Source organism: Sphingomonas sp. GlSt437, from assembly GCF_048015635.2.
Lineage (GTDB): Bacteria > Pseudomonadota > Alphaproteobacteria > Sphingomonadales > Sphingomonadaceae > Sphingomonas.
In genome coordinates this window covers 123967-143959 of record NZ_JBPGYA010000001.1, presented here as the reverse complement: position 1 = coordinate 143959, position 19993 = coordinate 123967, and the positions used below count along the sequence as shown (strand labels likewise).

The window sequence follows — 19993 nt, the reverse complement described above, 5'->3', positions numbered from 1 at the left end:
GGTTTTTTGCATGGACGCGAGTCCCTGCATCCGCTACACGGCACGTTAACCATGTTGAACCCGCGATGCCGATAAGCCCCTGGTTCATCCTCGCCATCGCGGCGAGCTTTGCCGGTTATGCGGTCTATCTGGTCGGCATCCGCAACGAACTGGTCCGCCCCAATCGCGCCTCGTGGATGATCTGGTCGACGGCCACCGCTGTCGAGGCGGTCACTTATGCCGCGGTCAACCCGCAGGCGCCGCAAAGCTGGGTGTTCCTCGTCTCGGCGCTCGCTTGCATCGCCATCACGCTCGCTATCTGGCGCCGCTCGGCGTGGAGCGCGCCGACGCTCAGCGAAGGCGTGTGCATGGCCGCGTGCCTCGTCTCGCTGCTGCTGTGGCTCGCGTTCAAAGAGGCGTTCTGGGCGCATATGCTCGTCGTCGCGATGGTGCCGGTCAGCTTCTGGCCGACCTGGCAAAGCGTGCAGGCCGATCGCGAGCATGAAGCCTCGCCCGCCTGGGGGCTGTGGTCAGTGGGCGACATGGCGACGCTGCTCGTCGCGGCCCGCGCCGAACATTTCAGCGCGGGCGGTTTCGCTTATATTTTCGTCGAACTCGCCTGCCATGCCAGCGTCTGGTTCATGGTCGGCGTGCTGACGATCAACCCGTTCCGCCGCCAGGGCACGCACGCGGCGCCCGCCGCGCGGCTGTTCCGGGTGGGCGAGACGCATCTCGGCCGCGCAGTGTTCGCCGCGGTGCCGTTCCGCGTCGGCGAGCGTATCTACAAATTCACCGGCAAACTCGTCCGCGCCGATCGCTTGCCCGCCGACATGACCGGTCCCCGTGACCATTATGTGCAGGTGTCGCCCGATGGCTATCTCGGCCCCTCCGGCCGTATCGACGACCTCATCAACCACAGCTGCGCGCCCAATGCCGGGGTGCGCTACGGCGAGGACGGCGTCGCGCTGATCGCGGTGCGCAACATCGCGGCAGGCGAGGAAATCACCTGGGATTATTCGACGACGCTCGCCGACGGCAACTGGCACATGATCTGCCAATGCCGCAGCCCTGATTGCCGCCGGGTGATCGGCAATTTCGACACGCTGCCGGTGGAACGCCAGGCTTGGTATCGCGAGCGGGATCTGGTGGCGCCGTATTTGCGCGAGGCGGTGAAGGGGGAAGTGGCGGCTTAGGGATGAAGGTCGGGAAGGGCGAATATTAACTTCAAAAAAATGGTCAGAGCCGTTTCGCAGAAACCAGGTGACGCCGGAGTGTTTCCGTTACCGTTTCATTCTCTATGGCCCCATCGGCCTTTTTCGTCGTCTTTCTTAGCACTGTTGCGATCCGGTTCCATTTTCCTGACGAATCCGCGTCGATAGTAACTTCGATCGTGCCAGATACGACGTCCTTAGCATGGGCAACCAAAGCAGCGTCCAATGTGACCGGCTTGCGCGAAATCTCGCCAACAACAACGTCCGCCTGAGCAAGACCTTGCTGCACGACTTTTGGATCGATTGCTAATTTGGCAGAAAAGGTTGAGGTGGCAGCAGTAGAGGGCATCTTCTTCAGCGGTGCCGGTGCCGGTACCAATGCCAGCGTATCGCTATAAATCGCGCCATCGCGCAATATTGGCAATGGAGGATCGAATGATCGAACGGTGTCGACAACGGCTTGCGGATCGCATTCAACGCGAAACGCATTCCATGTGAAGAACCAGTGCCCACATGCCTCGCGGGTCATCTTGCCCTATTTCAGCCATTTATCGACCTGCTTCTCGAGCTCCGGTGCGTTGAGTAATTTTGCTTGGCCTTCAAAGGGCAAGAATATTTGGGCCGGGAATTGCCAGTTTTGTCGCCGGTCTTCAGCAGTAGCTGTCGATGGTAAATCGAACACCGCCTCGACACCATCTGGTCTGATCAAATCGATTCGTTCGACAATTGCGTCTTGATCATGCGAGCTTCCTGTTGACCCGTTCGGACCTTCGCTGGCGGAGTCCCTAAACAGATCAATCTCGTAAGTCTCACCTACGTGAAATGCGGTCGATGGCACGTCCGCTGCCGACAATGGAAGTAGGGTGGCGACTAATGCGCCTGAAATCATGATCTTCATTTGGGCATGGTGCGGCAATCCGGCCCTGCTCGCAATGGACAACATGCTGCCGAAATTATCACAATAGCTATCCGCGTCTCGACTAAGCCGCCAGCCCCACGCTCTCCACCGCCGCCGCTTTCAGCGTCAGCAGCGCGACCGCGCCGCATCCCACGCCCTCGCTCTCCAGCCTTAGCGAGCCTTCCATCGCGGTCATCGAATTGGCGCACCAGTGGAGGCCCAGGCCGCCCGATTTGTGGCTGCGGGTCGAATAGCCGCGCTGGAACAACGTCGCCGCCACGTCGGGCGCGAAACCTTCGCCATTGTCGCGGATGGCGATGACGGTCGCCTCGCCTTCACTCGTGATGCTGACGGTGATCCGCCCCTCGCGGGCGCCATCTAGTTTTTTGGCGGCCGCGATTGCCTCGGCGGCATTGCCGAACAGATTGCCGACCACCTGGCTCAAGATCACGCGATTGGCGAGGACGAGGTGGCTGCCGCTCGGGTAATCGAACGCGATGTGCGCGCCGCTGCCGTGGCGCGCGATATTGGCGTTCTGCGCGATAATCTCGCCGACGTCGCAGGGCGCGAGCGGCGGGCGCTCGTGTGCCGCCGCCTGCTGGGTGCCGATAATCTCGAGCACATGCTGGAGCGCGGTGCGGCCTTCGCTCAGTTGCTCGCGCTGCGCCTCGCGCGCTTGCGCTTCGGCGTTGATCGCGGCGGCGACGAAGGCGGCGAGCTTCTGGCGGCGCGCGGCCGGGATGTCCTCGCGCGCCAGCTCGCCCACCGCGCGCTCGACCATTGCCTGGTCGATCGGTGGCGCCAGGCCTATGCCGCGCGAAATGATCGTGCTGATCGGCGAGAGCGCATTGCGGACATTGTGCATCACCGCCACCGCGCTTTCGCTCTTGCCGAGCGCGAAGCTCTGCACTTCGACCTGCTCGCGCAAATCCTTCAATTGGTGGAGCATCGTGTTGAAGCTTTTGCCCAGCGAGCCGATCTCGTCAGCGCGCGGCGCCTGGTCGAGCGGGCTGAGCGATCCCGACGCGGTCACGCCTTGCATATGGCGCTCGACCTGGTTGAGCGGCGCGAGCACCAGCCGCGCGATCATCCGCCGGAGCACGAACAACACGATGATCAGCAGCACGCTCGTTCCGGCGACCGCGAGCAGCAGCATTCGCTGACCGAGCAGCGACACGTTGCGCGCGACGTTGAAATGCACTGCTGCGACCGCATGGCCGCCAATCCCGAAGATCGGGACGGAAATGCCCATCTGGCCGTAATGCGGCGTAATCACGGGTGCGTCGGCTGCGCTCGATGCTTCGAGCAGGGCGTGAAGCTGGAGCAAGGTTGAGAGCCGCTCGGAGGTCAGCGGCCGCGCCATCAGCACATAGCCGCGCGGGGTGCCTGATCCGTCGCTGCGCCGCACCTGCGCCACTGCCATCGCCGCGACCACCGGGCCGATCCGGGTGTAGAATGCCGCCGAGCTGTGGCCGTGCAGCGCGCGGGCGAAATCGATCTGGCGGATGCGGCCGATCAGCGCGGTGCGCATCGCCGGCGCGTCGGTGCCCTTGGCAAGGTCGAGCCAGCGCGCGATCACGATGTGGCCGTCATTGCCGACATAGGCCATGCCGGTGACCGCGAGGTTGGTCATCGCCAGCGGCGAAAAGCTCTCGCGCTCGAACGCCGGGTTGGGGTGGCCCATGTAATCGTAGCTCGAATTCCAGTCGCCATAATCGCGCACCGATGTTTCGGCCTTGGCGAGATAATCGCTCAGCGCCGCTCGGGTGCGATCGACATGGGCATCGATTTCCTTGGCTTCGAGCTGGTTGAAGCTGGGGGTGATGACTGCGGCGAGCATCAGCGTGATCGCGATCGCCCCAGCGAGCCCGACCGCGGTCAGGATGATGAGCAGCTTAGCGCCGAGCGAGGCGGGGGAGAGAAGTTTCACTGTATCAATCCTCCCCCTCTAGGGGGAGGTGGCACGCGCAGCGTGACGGAGGGGGTTCCCCCTCCACCATTCGTGTGCCACGAATGGTCCCCCTCCCCCTGACGGGGGAGGATGACGATTGGCCGTTTTGCCACTTTTAGCCTGCTCAGCCGTGGGTGCCGGTGACGGGTGCCGTAACCAAAGGCGCGTCGCCGGGGTCGTCCTGGCCCTGAATGTACCGCGCCGCCGCCATCTCGCGCGCCAGTTCGGCGCGGACCGGCCGGGAGAAATAATAGCCCTGGCAGTGGCTCGCGCCCGCCATGCGCAGCGCCTGCAATTGCGCTTCGGTCTCGACGCCTTCGGCAACCACACCCAGCCCCAGCGCGCGGCCGAGATGGACGATCGAATGCACGATCGCGGCGCTCTCGCGCTCGCGGCCCATGCCGTCGATGAAGCTCTTGTCGATCTTCAGGCAATCGAGTGCGAATTTGCGAATGTTGTAGAGGCTCGAATAGCCCGTGCCGAAATCGTCGAGCGCGATGCGGAAGCCCATTTGCCGCAGCTTGTAGAGCGTATCGGCGGCGTGATCGGCATCGTCGAAAATCGCGGTCTCGGTGATCTCGATCTGGACGCGGCCGGGTTCGACGCCGGCCTGTTGCACTTGCTCCATCAGCCGGCCGACGAAATTCTGGCGGCGGAACTGGCGCGGCGAGAAATTGACCGACACATATTGGCCCGGCCAGTGATCAAGCTCCTTCAGCGCCTCGGCGAGCACCCAGTCGCCCAGCTCGTGGATCAGGTTCGATTCCTCGGCGATCGGGATGAACATCGCGGGCGAAATCGGCCCGAATTCTTCCGTATTCCAGCGCAGCAGCGCTTCGAAGCCGGTAATCTCCAGGTCATGCCCCGCGACGATCGGCTGATAGGCAAGGCTCAGCTCGCCTGCCGCGATCGCGCCGCCCAGACCGCCTTCGATGCGGCGGCGAAAGCGGATCGATTCGTCCATGCTCTCGTCGAACAGCCGCACGATGCCGCGGCCCTGACGCTTGGCTTCGTTGAGCGCGAGATCGGCGCGGCGCATCACATCGATGGGGTCGCGCACCGGTTGCGCGTCCGACACGACGACGCCGATCGACGCGCCGACCTGGACGGAATGGCCCATCACTTTGAACGTGCCCGAGCACGCCCGCAGCATCAGCTCGCAGCCCATCACCGCGGCTTCGTCGCCGGGGGTATCGAACAATACGCCGAATTCGTCGCCGCCTAGCCGCGCGATGATGCCGCCTTCGGGCACCGAGCGATCGAGCAGCGCGTACATCTGGCGGATCAGCTCGTCGCCGGCCAAGTGGCCGAGGGTGTCGTTGACGAGCTTGAAGCGATCGAGATCGACCATCGCGACGGCAAAGCGGCCCTGGCCGCGCGCGCGTTCGGTCAGCGCGAGCTGAAAGGCGAGGCGATTGGGCGCATCGGTCAGCGAATCATGGTTCGCCATATGGCGGGCATGGCTTTCGTTCGCGGCCAGCTCGGCGCTCTGCGCTTCGAGCGTCACCACTTGTTCGGCGAGCTGCGCGCGCGCGGTCGCGAGTTCCTTGTCGAGGCTCCAGCGCTTGCCGAGCGCGGTCGCCGTCTGGGTGATCTCGGCGATTTCGAACGGCTTGGCGATGTAGAAGATCTTGTCGGCGGGCCCGGCTTCCTTGGAAATCTCGATCGGCGAGAAATCCGAATAGCCGGTCACGATGACGAGGTTGATGTCGGGGTCCATGGCGCGGATGCGCTTGGCGGTTTCCTTGCCGTCGATGCCCGGCGGCATGCGCACGTCGATAAAGGCGACCGCGAAGGGATCGTTCTGGGCCAGCGCGAGGCGCACCGCCTCGACCGCGTCCAGGCCTTGCTGGCAATGGGTGAGGATCGGCGCGTCATCGGCGTCCGCCGGCGCGGCGGCAGGCGCGTCGTCATCGCCGAACAGCTCGGCGGCCATGGCGTGCAGCGCATCGCCTTCGCCGGCGTCAGCAGGCGCGAAGCAGCGGCGATAGCTGTCGTGCATCGCGGGTTCGTCATCGACGATCAATATGCGCACAAGGCACCCCCGTTTGGCCGCGCGGCGAGCGCGGGCATGGTCCAATAGCTGATGGGAAAATCGTCCGGCCCGTCGATCGATCGGTCGGATTGAATCGGGACGATATCGAGGGGCAGACGGCGCACCGCAGGCATCGGCGCGCCCGAAGGCCCCGCCTGATACCCCAATCGCCGGCCAAAAGCCGCGTGCGCCATCGTTCCCTCAATCCCCGATCGTTACGGTTACAAGGGGGTAAGCGCCTAGGGTTAAGGCGTCGTAAACGGTGTTGGGGGACGGGATGGATGGTGCGTCGGGGCGTCGCTTTAATCCTCCCCCGCCAGGGGGAGGGGGACCAGCCGCAGGCTGGTGGAGGGGGAGGAAGCAATCACCAGGAGAAGGAGTCCTCCCCCTCCGTCACCTTCGGCGACACCTCCCCCTGGTGGGGGAGGATTGGAAAGGCGCTATTCCACAGTCACCGACTTCGCGAGGTTTCGCGGCTGGTCCACATCGGTGCCCTTCGCCACCGCGACATGGTAAGCCAGCAGCTGAACCGGCACCGCATAGACCAACGGCGCGATCAGCGGATGAACCTTGGGCATGGTGATCGTCGCCAGGCAATTGTCGCCGGCCGCCTGCACACCGTCATAATCGCTGATCAGCACGACCTTGCCGCCGCGCGCCTGCACTTCCTGCATGTTGCTGACGGTTTTCTCGAACAGCGGCCCGCTTGGCGCGATAACGATGACGGGGACATTCTCGTCGATCAGCGCGATGGGGCCGTGCTTCATCTCGCCCGCCGCATAGCCCTCGGCATGGATGTAGCTGATTTCCTTCAGCTTCAGCGCGCCTTCCAGCGCCAGCGGATAATCAGTGCCACGCCCCAGATAGAGCACGTCGCGCGCCACCGCGACATTATGCGCCATCGCCTGGATCGCTTCGTCATAAGCAAGCGCGGCATTGAGCGCGGCGGGCGCTTCCGCCAGATGCTTGACGATCGCCTTTTCCTCGACCGGGCTCAGTCGCCCCTTGGCGCGCGCAAGATTGGCGGCCAGCGCGGCGAGCACGGCCAGCTGGCAAGTGAACGCCTTGGTCGAGGCGACGCCGATCTCCGGCCCGGCATGCGTCGGCAGCAGCAAGTCCGCCTCGCGCGCCATGGTGCTGGTCGGCACGTTGACGACGGCAGCAATTTTCTGGCCTTCGGATTTGGCATGGCGCAGCGCGGCGAGGGTGTCGGCAGTCTCGCCCGATTGGCTGATCACGATCATCAGCCCGCCTTCCTCCATCACCGGCGCGCGATAGCGGAACTCGGACGCGACATCCAAGTCGACCGGCACACGCGCGAATTGCTCGAACCAATATTTGGCGACCATGCCGGCATAGAAGCTGGTCCCGCAGGCGACGATCGTGACGCGCTTGATGCCGGCGAGATCGAAGTCGGGGATGGGGAGGGTAACGCGGTCCTCCATCCGCTGCAGGTAACTGCGCAGCGTCTGCGCGACGACGATGGGCTGCTCGTAGATTTCCTTGAGCATGAAGTGGCGATGATTGCCCTTCGACACGAGCTCGCCGGTCACGCCCGAGATGGTGATCGGCCGCTCGACCGGGTTATTGTCCTTGTCGAAAATCTCGGCGCCGTCGGCGGTGATGACGACCCAATCGCCTTCCTCCAGATAGGCAATGCGCTGGGTGAGCGGCGCCAGCGCCAGCGCGTCCGACCCCAGATAGGTCTCACCATCGCCATAGCCGACGACCAAAGGCGAGCCGAGCCGCGCGCCGACCAGAAGCTCGGGGTGCTGGCGGAACAAGATGGCAAGCGCAAACGCGCCGTGCAGGCGCGGCAGCACCTCGCGCACCGCGTCCGCCGGGCTCATCCCGGCTTCGACCTTCTCGCTCACCAGATGCGCGACGACTTCGGTGTCGGTCTCGCTAGTGAACGTCCGGCCGCGGGCGATCAGCTCGTCGCGGAGCGCCTTGAAATTCTCGATGATGCCATTGTGGACCAGCGCGACTTCGCCGGTCGCATGCGGGTGAGCGTTGTTGGTCGTCGGCCCGCCATGCGTTGCCCAGCGGGTGTGGGCGATTCCCGTCGTGCCGGGCAGCGGATCGGCGGCCAGCTCTTTCGCCAGGTTGACAAGCTTGCCCGATGCGCGCCGCCGCTCGATCTGCCCAGCATGGACCGTGGCGATGCCGGCCGAGTCATAGCCGCGATATTCCAGCCGCTTCAGCCCATCGAGCAGCCGATCCGCGACCTGATCCGTGCCGACAATGCCAACGATACCGCACATGATAGAGGGTCTTTCGCTTAGAGGATGTAGGGAACGCGGATGCCCGGCATTTCCGCCGGGAAATGCCTGGTGTTGCGGGTTACAAGAATGCGGCCACGCAGCTGCGCGGTCGCGAGGATGATGGCGTCAGGCGATTTAAGCCGGGGGCGCTCGCGGCGCAATGCGGCGGCGCGCAGTGAAATTTCCTCGTCGATTTCGTCCATGCCGAAATGCCCCAGAAATTTCAGTGCTTCACGGACAACGACTTCACTGCCCTTCGACAAGACTTCGATCCACGCCATGCGGCTTATCCAAGGGCGCGAGCCCATCGTTACCGCCCGCGCGATTTCCGCCTGCGCGGGGGAATATCCCGCCAAGGCGTCGATGACGATATTGGCATCGAAAGCAAAGCCGCTCACTTCGCCTCGGGCGCCTTGGGTGTCGGGTATTTCCCCGCCATCATATCAAGATAGATTTGCCGCTGCCGATCGTCCTCGGCATCGAACATATCGGGCGATTCGGCGCGCACTTCCTCGTAATCATCGTCCCAGGGGCGGGTCCATTCGGCGCGGCGCTTGCGTTCATAGTCATGTGGGTCATGAGCCAAGCCATGCCGCGCCCACAGCCCAAATCCCGCTTCGAGCCAGTCGAGCTTGCCCGCCTCCGGCTCCTGCGCCCGATAGGTCGCGACCGCCTCGCGCAGCACGGCGGCGCGCGAGATGCCGCGTTCGGCAGCGATCCGGTCGAGCCGTTTGATCTCGTCGTCGGGTAAGTCAGCGAGGATGCGGGTCATGGTGATATCTTGATATCATATCATGATATCATCTGCCAGCTTTCTTTGCGAGCATCGCCTCGCGGAAACGCGCGGCCCAGCCCGGCTTGGCTTGCTGCGGCGGGCGGACGAGGGCGAGCGAGTCGGCCTCGACGTCCTTGGTCACCACTGATCCCGCCGCCACGATCGCGCCGTCGCCAATGCTGACCGGGGCGACCAGCGCCGAATTGGAGCCGATGAACGCGCCCGCGCCGATCTCGGTTTTGTATTTGAAAAACCCGTCATAATTGCAGGTGATCGTGCCCGCGCCGATATTCGCGCCGGCGCCGATGGTCGCGTCGCCGAGATAAGTGAGGTGATTGGCCTTTGCGCCCATGCCGAGTGTCGCGTTCTTCACCTCGACGAAATTGCCGACCCGCGATTTCGCGCCGAGCACTGCGCCGGGGCGCAGCCGCGCATAGGGGCCGACGCTGGCGCCCGCGCCCACCGTCGCGCCGTCGAGGTGGCTGAAGGCGTGGATCACTGCCCCGTCCGCGACCGACACGCCGGGGCCGAACACGACATTGGGTTCGATCACCACATCACGGCCGATTTGGGTGTCATAAGCGAACCAAACCGTCTCCGGCGCGATCAGCGTGGCACCATCGGCCATCGCCTGCGCGCGGCGGCGTTGCTGCCAGACAAGCTCCAGCGCGGCAAGCTCGCCTCGGCTGTTGACCCCGGCGACTTCGTCAGCGCTCGTCTCGATCACCGCTGACGCCCGATCATCGGCGGCGGCGAGCATGACGATATCGGGCAGATAATATTCGCCCGCCGCGTTCTGGTTCGTCACCCGCGCCAGCAGCCCGAACAGGTCGGCCGCCCGCACTGCCATCAGCCCGGAATTGCACAGCGTAACAGCGCGCTCTTCGGGCGAGGCGTCCTTATACTCGACCATCTTGGTGATCAGCCCGGCGCCACCGGCAATCACTCGGCCATAGGCTCCGGGGTCAGCGGGGCGGAAGCCGAGCACGACACAAGCCGGCGCATCGTCGGCGTGGAGGCGCGCGATCATGCGCCGCATCGTCTCGGTCGTCACCAGCGGCACGTCGCCGTAAAGGATCAGCACATCGCCGTTGAAACCCGCCAACTCTTCTTCCGCCTGCCGCACCGCATGGCCGGTGCCGAGTTGCTCCGCCTGGAGCGCGATCTTGATGCCGAGCGGCGCCACCGCAGCCTCAACCTGCTCGCGCCCTGCGCCTGTCACCACCACAATCTCTGCGGGGTCGAGCGCCTGCACGCTCGCCGCGAGGTGCAGCAGCATCGGCCGCCCGGCGATGGGATGGAGCACCTTGTGTAGATCGGATTTCATGCGCGTACCCTTGCCCGCGGCAAGGATGATGGCGGCGAGGGGCGGGGTCGTCATTCGGTGCCTTTATCGCGTACGCGGCTTGTACGAAAGCGTCGCACATCGCTGTTGGAGCCTAATGGCTTGCCAACCCCATCCCCTTGCTGGCACCAGCAGCCGCAATGACGTCTGATTTTCCCTTCGACATTATCGGCTTCGATCTCGACGGCACCTTGCTCGACACGAGCGAGGACCTGCGCGCCGCGGTCAACCACGCGCTCGGGCTCGCCGGGCGGCTGTTGCTCAGCGTCGAGCAAGTCAAGCCGCTGATCGGCGCGGGTGCCAAGAACACGCTGATCAAGGCGCTGGAGGAAACCGGCGGGCTGCCCGAGGATTTCCGGCCGCTCTACAAGGACATGCTGCGTTTCTACGAAGCCCATGTCGCCGATCACACCAGGCCGTTCGACGGCGCCATCGCCGCGCTCGATGCGCTGGCCGACATGGGCGTCAAGACCGCCGTCGTCACCAACAAGTTCGAGGCGCTGGCGGTCAAGGCGCTGAGCGAGCTTGGCCTGGCCGATCGGTTTTTCACGATCATCGGGGGTGACACGCTGGGCACCGCCAATGCCAAGCCCTCGCCGGCGCCGATCCACGCGATGATTGCCCGTGGCGGCGGCGGCCGTGCCGCGTTTGTCGGCGACTCGATCTACGACATCCAGGCCGCGCAAAATGCCGGCATCCCCAGCGTCGCGGTCAGCTTTGGTTTCCTGCTCGGGCCGGTCGAGGAATTGGGCGCCGATGCGGTGATCGACCATTTCGACGAGCTCATTCCCACGCTCGCCCGGCTCGGCCGGGGATGACGCCACTCGAGGCGGTCGCCGCTGTCCTCGTGCTGGTCAATGTCGCGCTGGTCGCGCGGCGATCCTTATGGAACTATCCCATCGGCCTTGCCGCGGTAACGCTTTACGCCATCATCTTTTTTCGCAGTCGTCTTTATAGTGACGCATTGCTGCAAATCTTCTTCTTCATCGTCCAGCTTTATGGATGGTGGAATTGGGCAGCAAGCAAGGGTGAAAGCGGCGCGGTTGTGGTCGAGCGGCTCGGCGCGCGCACGCGGGTCGGCTGGGCTGGCGGGATCGTCGCCGCGACGCTCGGCTGGGGCTGGCTGGCGCACCGCTTTACCGATGCGGCCTATCCCTGGTGGGATGCGAGTGTCGCGATGATGAGCATTGCCGCGCAAATCCTGATGTCGCGCCGCGCGATCGAGAATTGGGTGCTGTGGATCGCGGTCGATATCGTCGCGATCGGGCTCTACGCCGCCAAGGATTTGTGGCTGACCGCGGCGGTGTACCTCGTGCTGCTGGCGATCTCGATCTGGGGCTTGGTCGACTGGCAACGTGCCGCGCGTCGAGCGGCATCGGCATGAGCCATCCGCGCACCATCTGCCTGCACGGCCCCGAAAGCACCGGCAAATCGACGCTGATCACGCGGCTCGCCCGGCATTTCGACACGATGTTCGTGCCCGAATATGGCCGCACCTTTGCCGAGCGGCGCGGCATCGATTTCACCATGGCCGATCTGGTGACGATCGCCGAGACGCACGATGCGATGACGCAGAGCGCGCTGGCGACGGGCGCCGACCCGCTGTTCCTCGATACCGATCCGCTGATGACCGCGGTGTGGGCCGACATGCTGTTCGGCACCCGCGATCCCTGGTTCGCGCGGTGGAAAGGCGTCGCCGATCTCTACCTGCTGCTCGACATCGATCTGCCCTGGGTCGATGACGGCACGCGCATGTTTGGCAGCGAAGCCGAGCGGCGGCGCTTCTTCGATCTTTCCAAGGCCGAGCTCAACCGCCGCGGCGTCGCGTGGACGCTGGTTGGCGGCGCGGGCGAGGACCGGTTCGACCACGCACTAACGGCGCTGCATGAACTGGGCGTGGCGGGGTAGCAACCTACTAGAAGGGGCCACCCACATCCTCTCCCGCAAGGGGGGAGGATGTCGGAGCGCTCACTAGCGCGATGGCGCCAGTTTCGTATTCAACACCCAGCCGACATTGTCATTCTCGTCCGCCACTTCCCACCATAGGCCGTTCTTGTTGCCGGTCGGGTAGAGGATCGCGCCCGGCGGCAGAGTGCGGATTACCGCGCCAGCCGCAGCCGGGGTCTTGTGGAGCGCGACGGGCCCCTGCGCGGTGTAGGTCTTTGCGGGTGCCGCTTCCGCCGTCGCCGCGTCGCCCGGCTGCACCAACCCCAGCGAATTGACCAGCTTGGTATAGGCCTGGATGAACGATAACGTCACGACACGGCCGATATCGGTATTGTCATAACCGCCGCCGATGCCGCCGCCGCCGACTCCGCCGGCGCCGAACACGCCGCCGACCGCGAAGCCGACGTCCTTTTTGGCGGCATAGCCATCCTCAACCGCCAGCGTTTCAGTCGTTCGCACGTTGACGATCGACAGCACCGTGTTTGCCTCGGCCTTTTTGCTGCGAATGCCGCCGAGCAGGCCGCCGAACGCACCGCCGACCACGGCGCCCGCGACCGCGCCTGCCGCGCTGCCGCTGACATTGCTGTTGGCGCCCTGAATTTCGGCGACCATCACATAATCGGCGGCCTTGATCTGGCCCTGGCCGACATTGGAGCGGCGCTGCAGGCCCAAGTCGTTGCCGATGTCGCGCTCTTGTTGCGCGGCGTTGAGACCGGCACCGCGATCGACGAGGCTGAAGCAGCCGGAGCGCGCGACCAGTACCTTGAGCAGCTTGGAGGGCGGGGCAAGGCTGTTCTGCGTCCACGGCAGCGGATCGTCGCCATCGCGGATCGACAGCGTGCCCAGCTTGCGCGCGCAGTGCGGCACGTCATTAGCGGTGGCTTCCTGCAACTTCTGCCCGCTTGAAGGCTTGGCAAGCTTCTGCGCTTCAGCTGGTACCGCTGTCGTAACGATCATCGCGGCGGTAACGAGCCATCCCGTCTTGTTCATTCCATGCTCCCCCTACCAAATTCGGCTGCCATGGCGGATTATGCCCCGAACATGGCGATCCTGCATCAGACTTGTATAGGCGTTTTGCGTCAAACGCACGTCCGAACGGCTGCGTAATGGAGGGAGGGGGGCATGGGGCAATGGACCTGGCAACCGGCGGCCGACAGCGGCATCACGCTGCGCCGGTTGACAGCGAACGGCATCGATTTCGAGCTGGCCGAGGCAGGGGTAGACAATGGTCGCGACCGGCTGGCGCTCTGCTTGCACGGCTTTCCCGAACTCAACCTCAGCTGGCGCTACCAGATGCCGATGCTGGCGGCGCAGGGCTGGCGCGTCTGGGCGCCCAATCTGCGCGGTTATGGCACGACGACGCGACCCACCGGCATCGCCGCTTATCATCTCGATCGCCTCTGCGAGGATGTCGCCGCGTTGATCGACGCAAGTGGCGCGCGCGAGGTAATGCTGGTCGCGCATGATTGGGGCGCGATCATCGCCTGGACCTTCGCAATCCGCCGCATCCGCCCGCTCTCCCGCCTCGTCATCATGAACGTGCCGCACCCGCTGGTCTTCCAGCGCGAGCTCAAGCATTGGCGACAGATCAGGCGCAGCTGGTACGTCTATTTCTTCCAGCTGCCCTGGCTGCCCGAGCGCGGTCTGACGCGGCGGGGTGGGGCGGCGATCCGCCGTGTGTTCCGCGACATGGCGATCGACAAGAGCCGCTTCCCGCGCGAGCTGCTCAACCTCTACGCCGCCGCGTCCTGCCAGCCCGGCGCGGCGACCGCGATGGTCAATTACTACCGCGCCAATTTCCGCGACGGCGCTTATTTCAAGGCAGGCGATGGCCGCGTCGACGTGCCGACGCTGATGATCTGGGGCGAGGAAGACACCGCGCTCAACATCCGCTGCACCGAGGGGACGGACGCGTATTGCGCCGACTTTCGCCTCGAACGCCTGCCGCAAGTATCGCACTGGGTGCAGCAGGAAGCGCCCGAGCGGGTGAACGAGATAGTGGCGGCGTGGCTGAGCCGATAGGGGCGTTACGTTCCCCAAGGGTGCACTGGTAGCGGGCTGCCCGAACAATAGGCCAGAGCCTCAATAATGTCGGCAATAGTCCGGCTTGTCGCTGGTCAGGCTGCAGCCGCGATCGATCTGGACGCGAATGCCATCGCAGCTATTGTGGATGCTGCACAGCGAACTCAGCCCCGGCGTCACTGAATCACACCGTTCACTGAGCCGCTGGGCCGAGGCAAAGCCGATCTCGCCGATGCAGCTGCGCGATGCCGGAATGCCTGGCAAGAAGCGATCATGGCCACGGTGATAGTCGCCGTAATCGCGCTCGACGATGTACTTATAGCCGGCGCGCGCATGGGTGTAGCGCCGGCGCGAGACTTCACCGTACCGGCGTTCACCATGCCAGGGCGTGGCAGCCGGATACACCGTTGCGGCATAATATGGCTTCGGGACCTCAAATTGGTCGCCGTCGAGATAGCGATGATAGGCCGCGGCCACGCAAGGAATGTCCTCGCAGGCATTGCGCTCGCCGATAAAGGCATTCTGCTGAGCGGCTAACACGTTGAGGCGCTCGGGCGACGCACTCCGATAAGCCGCTTCCCATTTTAGCGCGAGCCGGCGGTGAAGCTGGCCCAGTTCCTCATGCTCGCAGACGAGCCATTGCGCGCGGCGCAGCGACCCTGAACAGGCGAAATCGAGCGTCAGCCAACCGTCGGGCGGCGGAACCTCACTGTCGTCATGCAAGTGACGATCGCGCTTCATCGCTTCGATGCGCAGGCGTTCTTCCTCCGCCCGGTGCTGCGCAATCTGCGCTTCATAATGGCTGTGCAGTTCAGCGTCGCGCGACCAGAAGGTGTTTTGCACCCAATCGCAGCTGCCAAGACCGATGAGCGCGAGAAACAGCAGGAGGAATTTCATCGGGGCGTGCTCCGATTCGCCAGGCTGGCGTCATGACGTCACTTTTTTCACAAATCGAGCGGGGAGAATAGCCGAAAATCTGTCGGGGTGAGCCTCCCCGGCCGTCACGTTCAGCTGTCGACATCGCCGTGGAAACCGTGTTGCCGATCGTTATCCCGCAACGGTGCAACCCCCTCTTCTGCAGCGGAATTTTCCACGCGATCCTCGCCGTAGCGCCAACTGCCGCCCGCGCTGTTGCGTCATTCGAGGCCCGCCGCCGAGCGAAAATGACGAGCATATTTTATCCGCTACCAACGTGCCATCATGACGTCATGATATCGCTTAACCCGCGGACCGGTGCTATGCCGCTGCTGATGAGAACAGGGGGAATCGGCATGCATCGGATCGGTTTGCCAATGGCATTGTTGCTGGGGGTCTTCTCACTCCCGCCGGCCGATGCCGTTGCGCAGGATCATGTGCCGCAGGTCGAATCGAGAGCCGAAACCCTGCCGGACGATTTCCACGGCAAGGTCAGCTATTTCGGCAATTACAGTGGCACGCTCTCCACGTGGAAGGCTGACGATGCGCGGCACCCGCCAATCTATTGCAAGGAAGGGGGCAGGGGCTGCGGCGGCCGCGTCGGCGGTAGTCTTCAGGTCGATCTTGAATTTCAAGGCGTCATCGTTCGCGGCAGCTTTCGGGGATCGGGCGGGCTGCACGACAGCGGCCTGATCGGCCGGCGCCAGGGCTCGTTCTGTCGGCTGTTCGACCTGACCGATGGATCGGTGTGGATCGGCAAATGCGATGGTTCCGGCTTCAAGGGAGAAGTCCACAGCGTGCCGAACGCGCCCACCCAGCTTTCGACGGTATTCGAGGCGGTGGGGACGAGCACGATCGATTATACCGAGCGCGACCGCCGCCGGCAGGAAGCAATCGACACGCAGCGCAATATCGATTTTCTCCACAATATCATCGCGAGCGGCACGCTGGTCGACGATCGGGTGATCGCGTCCATCAAACTTGATTCCTACACCTGGCCTTACGACAGGCTTATCCAGAGCTCGGTGGTGATCGCGCGGCGCGGGCGGCCGCGCCGTGGCGCCTACGAGATTCAGGCTGTCTTCGATCTGCAGGGGGGCGGTCGCGGCTTTGCCAAGGCCCAGATCGTCAATGATAGCATCGCCTGCCTTGAATTTTGGGATCATCCCGGCAAGTGCCGCGCGGTCAATCAACCGCCGCCAATCAATATCAGTGCCTATGACGACCCGCCCCGCACGTCGTTCGTCATGCCAAAGGAGCTGATCATTCCGCGCGGTGCCGATGACCTGCCGGACCGGATGACAAGCGCGACCAACTGATCGACGCACCGGGTCAGGAATCTCATCGATCGGCAGTGTCCACGGCGTCCGCGCGAGTGAACGAGATCGTGGCGGGTTGGTTAGGGGATTAGCGGCGGGGGGCTGCCCTCAAAGCCCCACCAGCTGCGCGCTATCGTGCCACAATGCCGTCGTCACCGCATCGTCTCGCGCCAGCTCGGATGGGTCGGGCCAAGTGAGCTTGCCTCGGGGGAGCGCGGCATAGACGCGGCCTTCGGGCGCCGCGGCCGTGGTCGCCAGCTCGGCAAGGCCGCGCCCGGCGTCCTTCAGCGAATTCATGCCGGCCGCGAAGGGCTGGACCAGCGGCAGCAACGGCCAGACGAGCGCGCGGACGAACCAGGGCTGATTGCGGACCAGGCCAGTGCCGGGCGTTAGCCCGGGATCATAGGCGAACACTTGCCAGCCCTTGGCGCGCGCTTCGTCGGTTGTCGCCAGATAGCGTGCGGTGAGCAGATTGCAGAGCTTTGATGAGGAATAAGCGCGCATGCCCGCAACCGCGCCGATGCGGTCATGATCAGGGTTGCGCTCGGGATGCGCCAGCCACTCAGCCTTGGCGTGGCGCGGCGGCGGCACCCCGGTCTTTTCGGCGGGATCGTGCGTGCCGCTCGAGGTAATCACGATGCGCGCGCCGAGCGCGAGGCGCGGCATCAATAGTCGCAGCAGCAGATAATGCGCCAGGTGATTGCTCGCGAAGGTCGTCTCAAAGCCATCGATGGTGCGGGCCCGATCGTCCGATCGCTGGCCGCCGGCGTTGAGGATCAGGTGCGTGATCGGCTCATCCGGCAGGGCGGCGGCGAAGGAGCGCACGCTGGCAAGGCTCGCCAGATCGAGCGGGAGCGGCCGCCAGCCGGGCGGGGGGCCGTCACCGCGCCGCGCCGCGCGGGCATCCAAGATGCGCCGCGCGCCCATGATCCTCGTACCGCCGGGCGCGATTTGCGTCGCTGCAACCCTGCCCAGCCCCCGTGTGCCGCCGGTCATCACTGTCAGCATCGACTCAATCCTTACGTTGTAAAGTTGGCGTCGTATAGATTCGCGCGTACAGCGCGTCAATGAGCATCGCGGCGGACCCCAAACGCTATCACCATGGCGAATTGCGCGCGGCGCTGATCGCAGCGGCGCTCGAAGCGCTCGAGCGTGACGGCCCGGCGGCCTTGTCGCTGCGCGGGCTGGCGCGGGCGATCGGGGTCAGCCCGATGGCGCCTTATCACCATTTCGCCGATCGCGCGGCGCTGCTCGCGGCGGTCGCGGCGGCGGGGTTCGAGCGGCTCCAGCAGCGCAAGCTCGCGGTGCAGGCCGATGCGGGCGACGATCCCGCCGAAGCCTTGGTCGCGGGATCGGCCTCGTACGTCGCGTTCGTGCTCGATAACCCCAATCTCTACCGGTTGATGAAAGGCCCGGAATTCGCCGAACCTTCGCGCTACCCCGAATTGCAACGCGCCGCCGCCGCGCCTGCCGAAACGTTGCTCGCGATGATCGGCCGGCTGATCGAGGAGCGCGGCTTGCCCGGCTTGGATCCGGCGGCCTGCGCGGTCGAATTATGGGCGCTCGCTCACGGCGCCGGTACGCTGGCGCTCGACGGCCAGTTGACGCGCGATCAGGCGGAACACGCCGCGCGCGAAGGGGCGCGGTCGATGATCAAGGGCTGGCTCGTCGCTTGAACCGAGCGAAATATGTGGCATGGCCGCACTCGTCGTGCGTCGGAGTGAAGCAGTGCGTATCGTGAAAGCCGTTGGCCTGATGCTTGGCGCTGTCCCCAGCGTGGCGCTTGCGCAGGCGATGCCGGGGATGGACATGACCCACTCCCACGCGACGACCAAGCCGGCGCCCGCCGCCAAACCCAAGCCTCACCCTGCGCACAAGGCGCCGGTGCCTGCCGCCAAGCCGGCATCCGCCTCCCCGGCGCCGCCACCGGCCAGCGCGCCAATGCCCGCGATGGACATGGGCGAGGCCGATCACCTGGATCATGCCGACCATTCGCCACCGCCGGCTGCCCCGCTCTCGCCGCCTCCCGCCGCCGCACCAATGGCAGGGCACGACCACGAAGCGGACCAATCGAGCGACGCAACGGCCAGCATGGCGGATATGCCGGGCATGGATCATTCGGGCCATGCCGGCCACCATATGATGGTCAGCGCGTTCGGCGGCTATTCGGGCAATCGCGATGCCTCGGGCACCAGCTGGCAACCCGATGTGTCGCCGCATGACGGGCTGCACGGCTCGGCAGGCGGCTGGTCGCTGATGCTCCACGGCACCGTCAACCTTGTCTATAGCGACCAGAGCGGCCCGCGCGGTGACGACAAGCTTTTCGTGCTCGGCCACATCATGGGCGCAGCGCAGCGCGATTTGTCGCCGCGCGATCGGCTGCAGATTCGCGTCGCGGTCGCGCCCGATCCGCTGATGGGGCCGCGCGGCTATCCGCTGCTGTTCGCTACCGGTGAGACGGCGGACGGCCGCACCCAGCTGATCGATCGCCAGCACCCGCACGATCTGGTCAGCGAGCTGTCGCTGGCGCTGTCGCATCGCTTCAGCGATCGGGTCAGCGGTTATCTCTTTTACGGCGAAGTCGGCGATCCCGCGTTCGGGCCGCCTGCCTATGTCCATCGCTTGTCGATCGCCGATGATCCCGAAGCGCCGATCAGCCATCACTGGCTCGACAGCACGCATGGCACCCAGGGCGTGATCACGGGCGGCATTGCGGTCGGCAATGTGAAAGCGGAAGTCTCGGGCTTTCGCGGGCGCGAGCCCGACCAGCATCGCTACGATATCGAAGCGCCTAAGGTCGATTCGATCGCCGCGCGGCTGAGCTGGAACCCAACGCGAACCCTTGCGCTGCAAGTGTCCTACGCCAATCAACACAGCCCGGAAGAGGTGACGCCTGATCAGGACCAGGAACGCTATTCGGCGAGCGCCATCTACACCCGGCCAGTAGGCGAGGCGGGCTATTGGTCGACAACCTTCGCCTGGGGCCGCCGCATCGATCACGAGCCTGCCGAACCGTCGGTCACGCTCGACGCTTTCGTGCTGGAAAGCGCGGTGCGCTTCGATGCGGGGTGGACCGTGTTCGGCCGCGCCGAACGCGTCGATAATGACGAATTGTTGCCCGCGTCGGGCGCATTTCACGGGCCCGCCTACACGATCGGCAAGGTCTCGGCCGGTGCGGTGCGCGACGTGCCGATCCTCGCGCACCTCAAAATGGGCATCGGTGGCCTGGTGTCGCGCACCTTGGCGCCGGGTGCCTTGGGCGCATCCTATGGCGGCGATCGCTGGTCGGGCGCGGTATTCCTGCGCTTCCGCATCGGCTGAGGCGACGGCGC

20 protein-coding genes are annotated in these 19993 nt (G+C 64.9%); 8 read left to right on the top strand and 12 right to left on the bottom strand.

All coding sequences use genetic code 11. The annotated features are described in order from the left end of the window. Positions 1-65 precede the first annotated feature (65 nt). A complete protein-coding gene (locus tag ACLB0R_RS00710) occupies positions 66-1172 on the top strand; it encodes an SET domain-containing protein (RefSeq protein WP_416641274.1) in 1107 nt (368 codons plus the stop codon). A gap of 43 nt (positions 1173-1215) precedes the next feature. Here ACLB0R_RS00710 and ACLB0R_RS00705 read toward each other — a convergent pair whose 3' ends face one another. From ACLB0R_RS00705 to glmU, 9 genes are all read right to left on the bottom strand, one after another. Further along, positions 1216-1719 carry a hypothetical protein gene (locus ACLB0R_RS00705; RefSeq protein ID WP_416641272.1) on the bottom strand — a complete coding sequence of 168 codons (504 nt, stop codon included), beginning with the start codon at positions 1717-1719 and terminating at the stop codon, positions 1216-1218. A 6-nt stretch (positions 1720-1725) separates the two neighbouring features. Then, positions 1726-2088 carry a hypothetical protein gene (locus ACLB0R_RS00700; protein WP_416641271.1) on the bottom strand — a complete coding sequence of 121 codons (363 nt, stop codon included), beginning with the start codon at positions 2086-2088 and terminating at the stop codon, positions 1726-1728. Between the two features lie 82 nt (positions 2089-2170). Beyond that, positions 2171-4018 carry a CHASE4 domain-containing protein gene (locus ACLB0R_RS00695; RefSeq protein ID WP_416641270.1) on the bottom strand — a complete coding sequence of 616 codons (1848 nt, stop codon included), beginning with the start codon at positions 4016-4018 and terminating at the stop codon, positions 2171-2173. A 145-nt stretch (positions 4019-4163) separates the two neighbouring features. After that, positions 4164-6074 carry a putative bifunctional diguanylate cyclase/phosphodiesterase gene (locus ACLB0R_RS00690; protein WP_416641268.1) on the bottom strand — a complete coding sequence of 637 codons (1911 nt, stop codon included), beginning with the start codon at positions 6072-6074 and terminating at the stop codon, positions 4164-4166. Next, positions 6062-6268 carry a hypothetical protein gene (locus tag ACLB0R_RS00685; protein ID WP_434953665.1) on the bottom strand — a complete coding sequence of 69 codons (207 nt, stop codon included), beginning with the start codon at positions 6266-6268 and terminating at the stop codon, positions 6062-6064. Before ACLB0R_RS00685 ends, ACLB0R_RS00690 begins: the two co-directional genes overlap by 13 nt. 246 nt (positions 6269-6514) lie before the next feature. Further along, on the bottom strand, positions 6515-8338 hold the full coding sequence (gene glmS, locus ACLB0R_RS00680; protein ID WP_416641266.1) for a glutamine--fructose-6-phosphate transaminase (isomerizing): 1824 nt from the start codon (positions 8336-8338) through the stop codon (positions 6515-6517). A gap of 17 nt (positions 8339-8355) precedes the next feature. Continuing rightward, positions 8356-8736, bottom strand: a complete 381-nt coding sequence (locus ACLB0R_RS00675) for a PIN domain-containing protein (protein ID WP_416641264.1) — start codon at positions 8734-8736, stop codon at positions 8356-8358. After that, the gene (locus ACLB0R_RS00670; protein WP_416641262.1) at positions 8733-9110 is read right to left on the bottom strand and encodes a CopG family transcriptional regulator; all 378 of its coding nucleotides are present in this window, start codon (positions 9108-9110) and stop codon (positions 8733-8735) included. Before ACLB0R_RS00670 ends, ACLB0R_RS00675 begins: the two co-directional genes overlap by 4 nt. Positions 9111-9138: 28 nt before the next feature. Continuing rightward, positions 9139-10494 (bottom strand): bifunctional UDP-N-acetylglucosamine diphosphorylase/glucosamine-1-phosphate N-acetyltransferase GlmU, encoded by a 1356-nt coding sequence (gene glmU / locus ACLB0R_RS00665; RefSeq protein WP_416641261.1) that lies wholly within the window; start codon positions 10492-10494, stop codon positions 9139-9141. A gap of 104 nt (positions 10495-10598) precedes the next feature. On the opposite strand from glmU, the gene ACLB0R_RS00660 reads away from it, so the two are divergent. The 3 genes from ACLB0R_RS00660 to ACLB0R_RS00650 are packed head-to-tail and all read left to right on the top strand — an operon-like array spanning position 10599 to position 12366. Further along, positions 10599-11276, top strand: a complete 678-nt coding sequence (locus ACLB0R_RS00660) for an HAD-IA family hydrolase (RefSeq protein WP_416641259.1) — start codon at positions 10599-10601, stop codon at positions 11274-11276. Next, positions 11273-11842, top strand: a complete 570-nt coding sequence (gene pnuC / locus ACLB0R_RS00655) for a nicotinamide riboside transporter PnuC (RefSeq protein ID WP_416641258.1) — start codon at positions 11273-11275, stop codon at positions 11840-11842. Before ACLB0R_RS00660 ends, pnuC begins: the two co-directional genes overlap by 4 nt. Further along, on the top strand, positions 11839-12366 hold the full coding sequence (locus tag ACLB0R_RS00650; RefSeq protein WP_416641256.1) for an AAA family ATPase: 528 nt from the start codon (positions 11839-11841) through the stop codon (positions 12364-12366). Before pnuC ends, ACLB0R_RS00650 begins: the two co-directional genes overlap by 4 nt. Positions 12367-12429: 63 nt before the next feature. Here the strand turns inward: ACLB0R_RS00650 and ACLB0R_RS00645 are convergent, their stop codons facing one another. Continuing rightward, positions 12430-13395 carry a CsgG/HfaB family protein gene (locus tag ACLB0R_RS00645; RefSeq protein WP_416641255.1) on the bottom strand — a complete coding sequence of 322 codons (966 nt, stop codon included), beginning with the start codon at positions 13393-13395 and terminating at the stop codon, positions 12430-12432. Positions 13396-13527: 132 nt separating this feature from the next. On the opposite strand from ACLB0R_RS00645, the gene ACLB0R_RS00640 reads away from it, so the two are divergent. Further along, positions 13528-14427 carry an alpha/beta fold hydrolase gene (locus ACLB0R_RS00640; RefSeq protein WP_416641253.1) on the top strand — a complete coding sequence of 300 codons (900 nt, stop codon included), beginning with the start codon at positions 13528-13530 and terminating at the stop codon, positions 14425-14427. 60 nt (positions 14428-14487) lie between these two features. Here the strand turns inward: ACLB0R_RS00640 and ACLB0R_RS00635 are convergent, their stop codons facing one another. Further along, entirely contained in the window at positions 14488-15324 is an 837-nt protein-coding gene (locus tag ACLB0R_RS00635; RefSeq protein ID WP_416641252.1) for a hypothetical protein, read from the bottom strand. Positions 15325-15464: 140 nt separating this feature from the next. Between ACLB0R_RS00635 and ACLB0R_RS00630 the strand changes: the two genes are divergently transcribed. Beyond that, entirely contained in the window at positions 15465-16661 is a 1197-nt protein-coding gene (locus ACLB0R_RS00630; protein ID WP_434953661.1) for a hypothetical protein, read from the top strand. Positions 16662-16769: 108 nt separating this feature from the next. Here ACLB0R_RS00630 and ACLB0R_RS00625 read toward each other — a convergent pair whose 3' ends face one another. Continuing rightward, complete coding sequence (locus ACLB0R_RS00625; protein ID WP_416641249.1) at positions 16770-17669, bottom strand: SDR family NAD(P)-dependent oxidoreductase; 900 nt, start codon at positions 17667-17669, stop codon at positions 16770-16772. A 59-nt stretch (positions 17670-17728) separates the two neighbouring features. Between ACLB0R_RS00625 and ACLB0R_RS00620 the strand changes: the two genes are divergently transcribed. Beyond that, positions 17729-18337 carry a TetR/AcrR family transcriptional regulator gene (locus ACLB0R_RS00620; RefSeq protein ID WP_416641248.1) on the top strand — a complete coding sequence of 203 codons (609 nt, stop codon included), beginning with the start codon at positions 17729-17731 and terminating at the stop codon, positions 18335-18337. 19 nt (positions 18338-18356) lie between these two features. Beyond that, a complete protein-coding gene (locus tag ACLB0R_RS00615; RefSeq protein ID WP_416641246.1) occupies positions 18357-19982 on the top strand; it encodes a hypothetical protein in 1626 nt (541 codons plus the stop codon). Positions 19983-19993 lie beyond the last annotated feature (11 nt).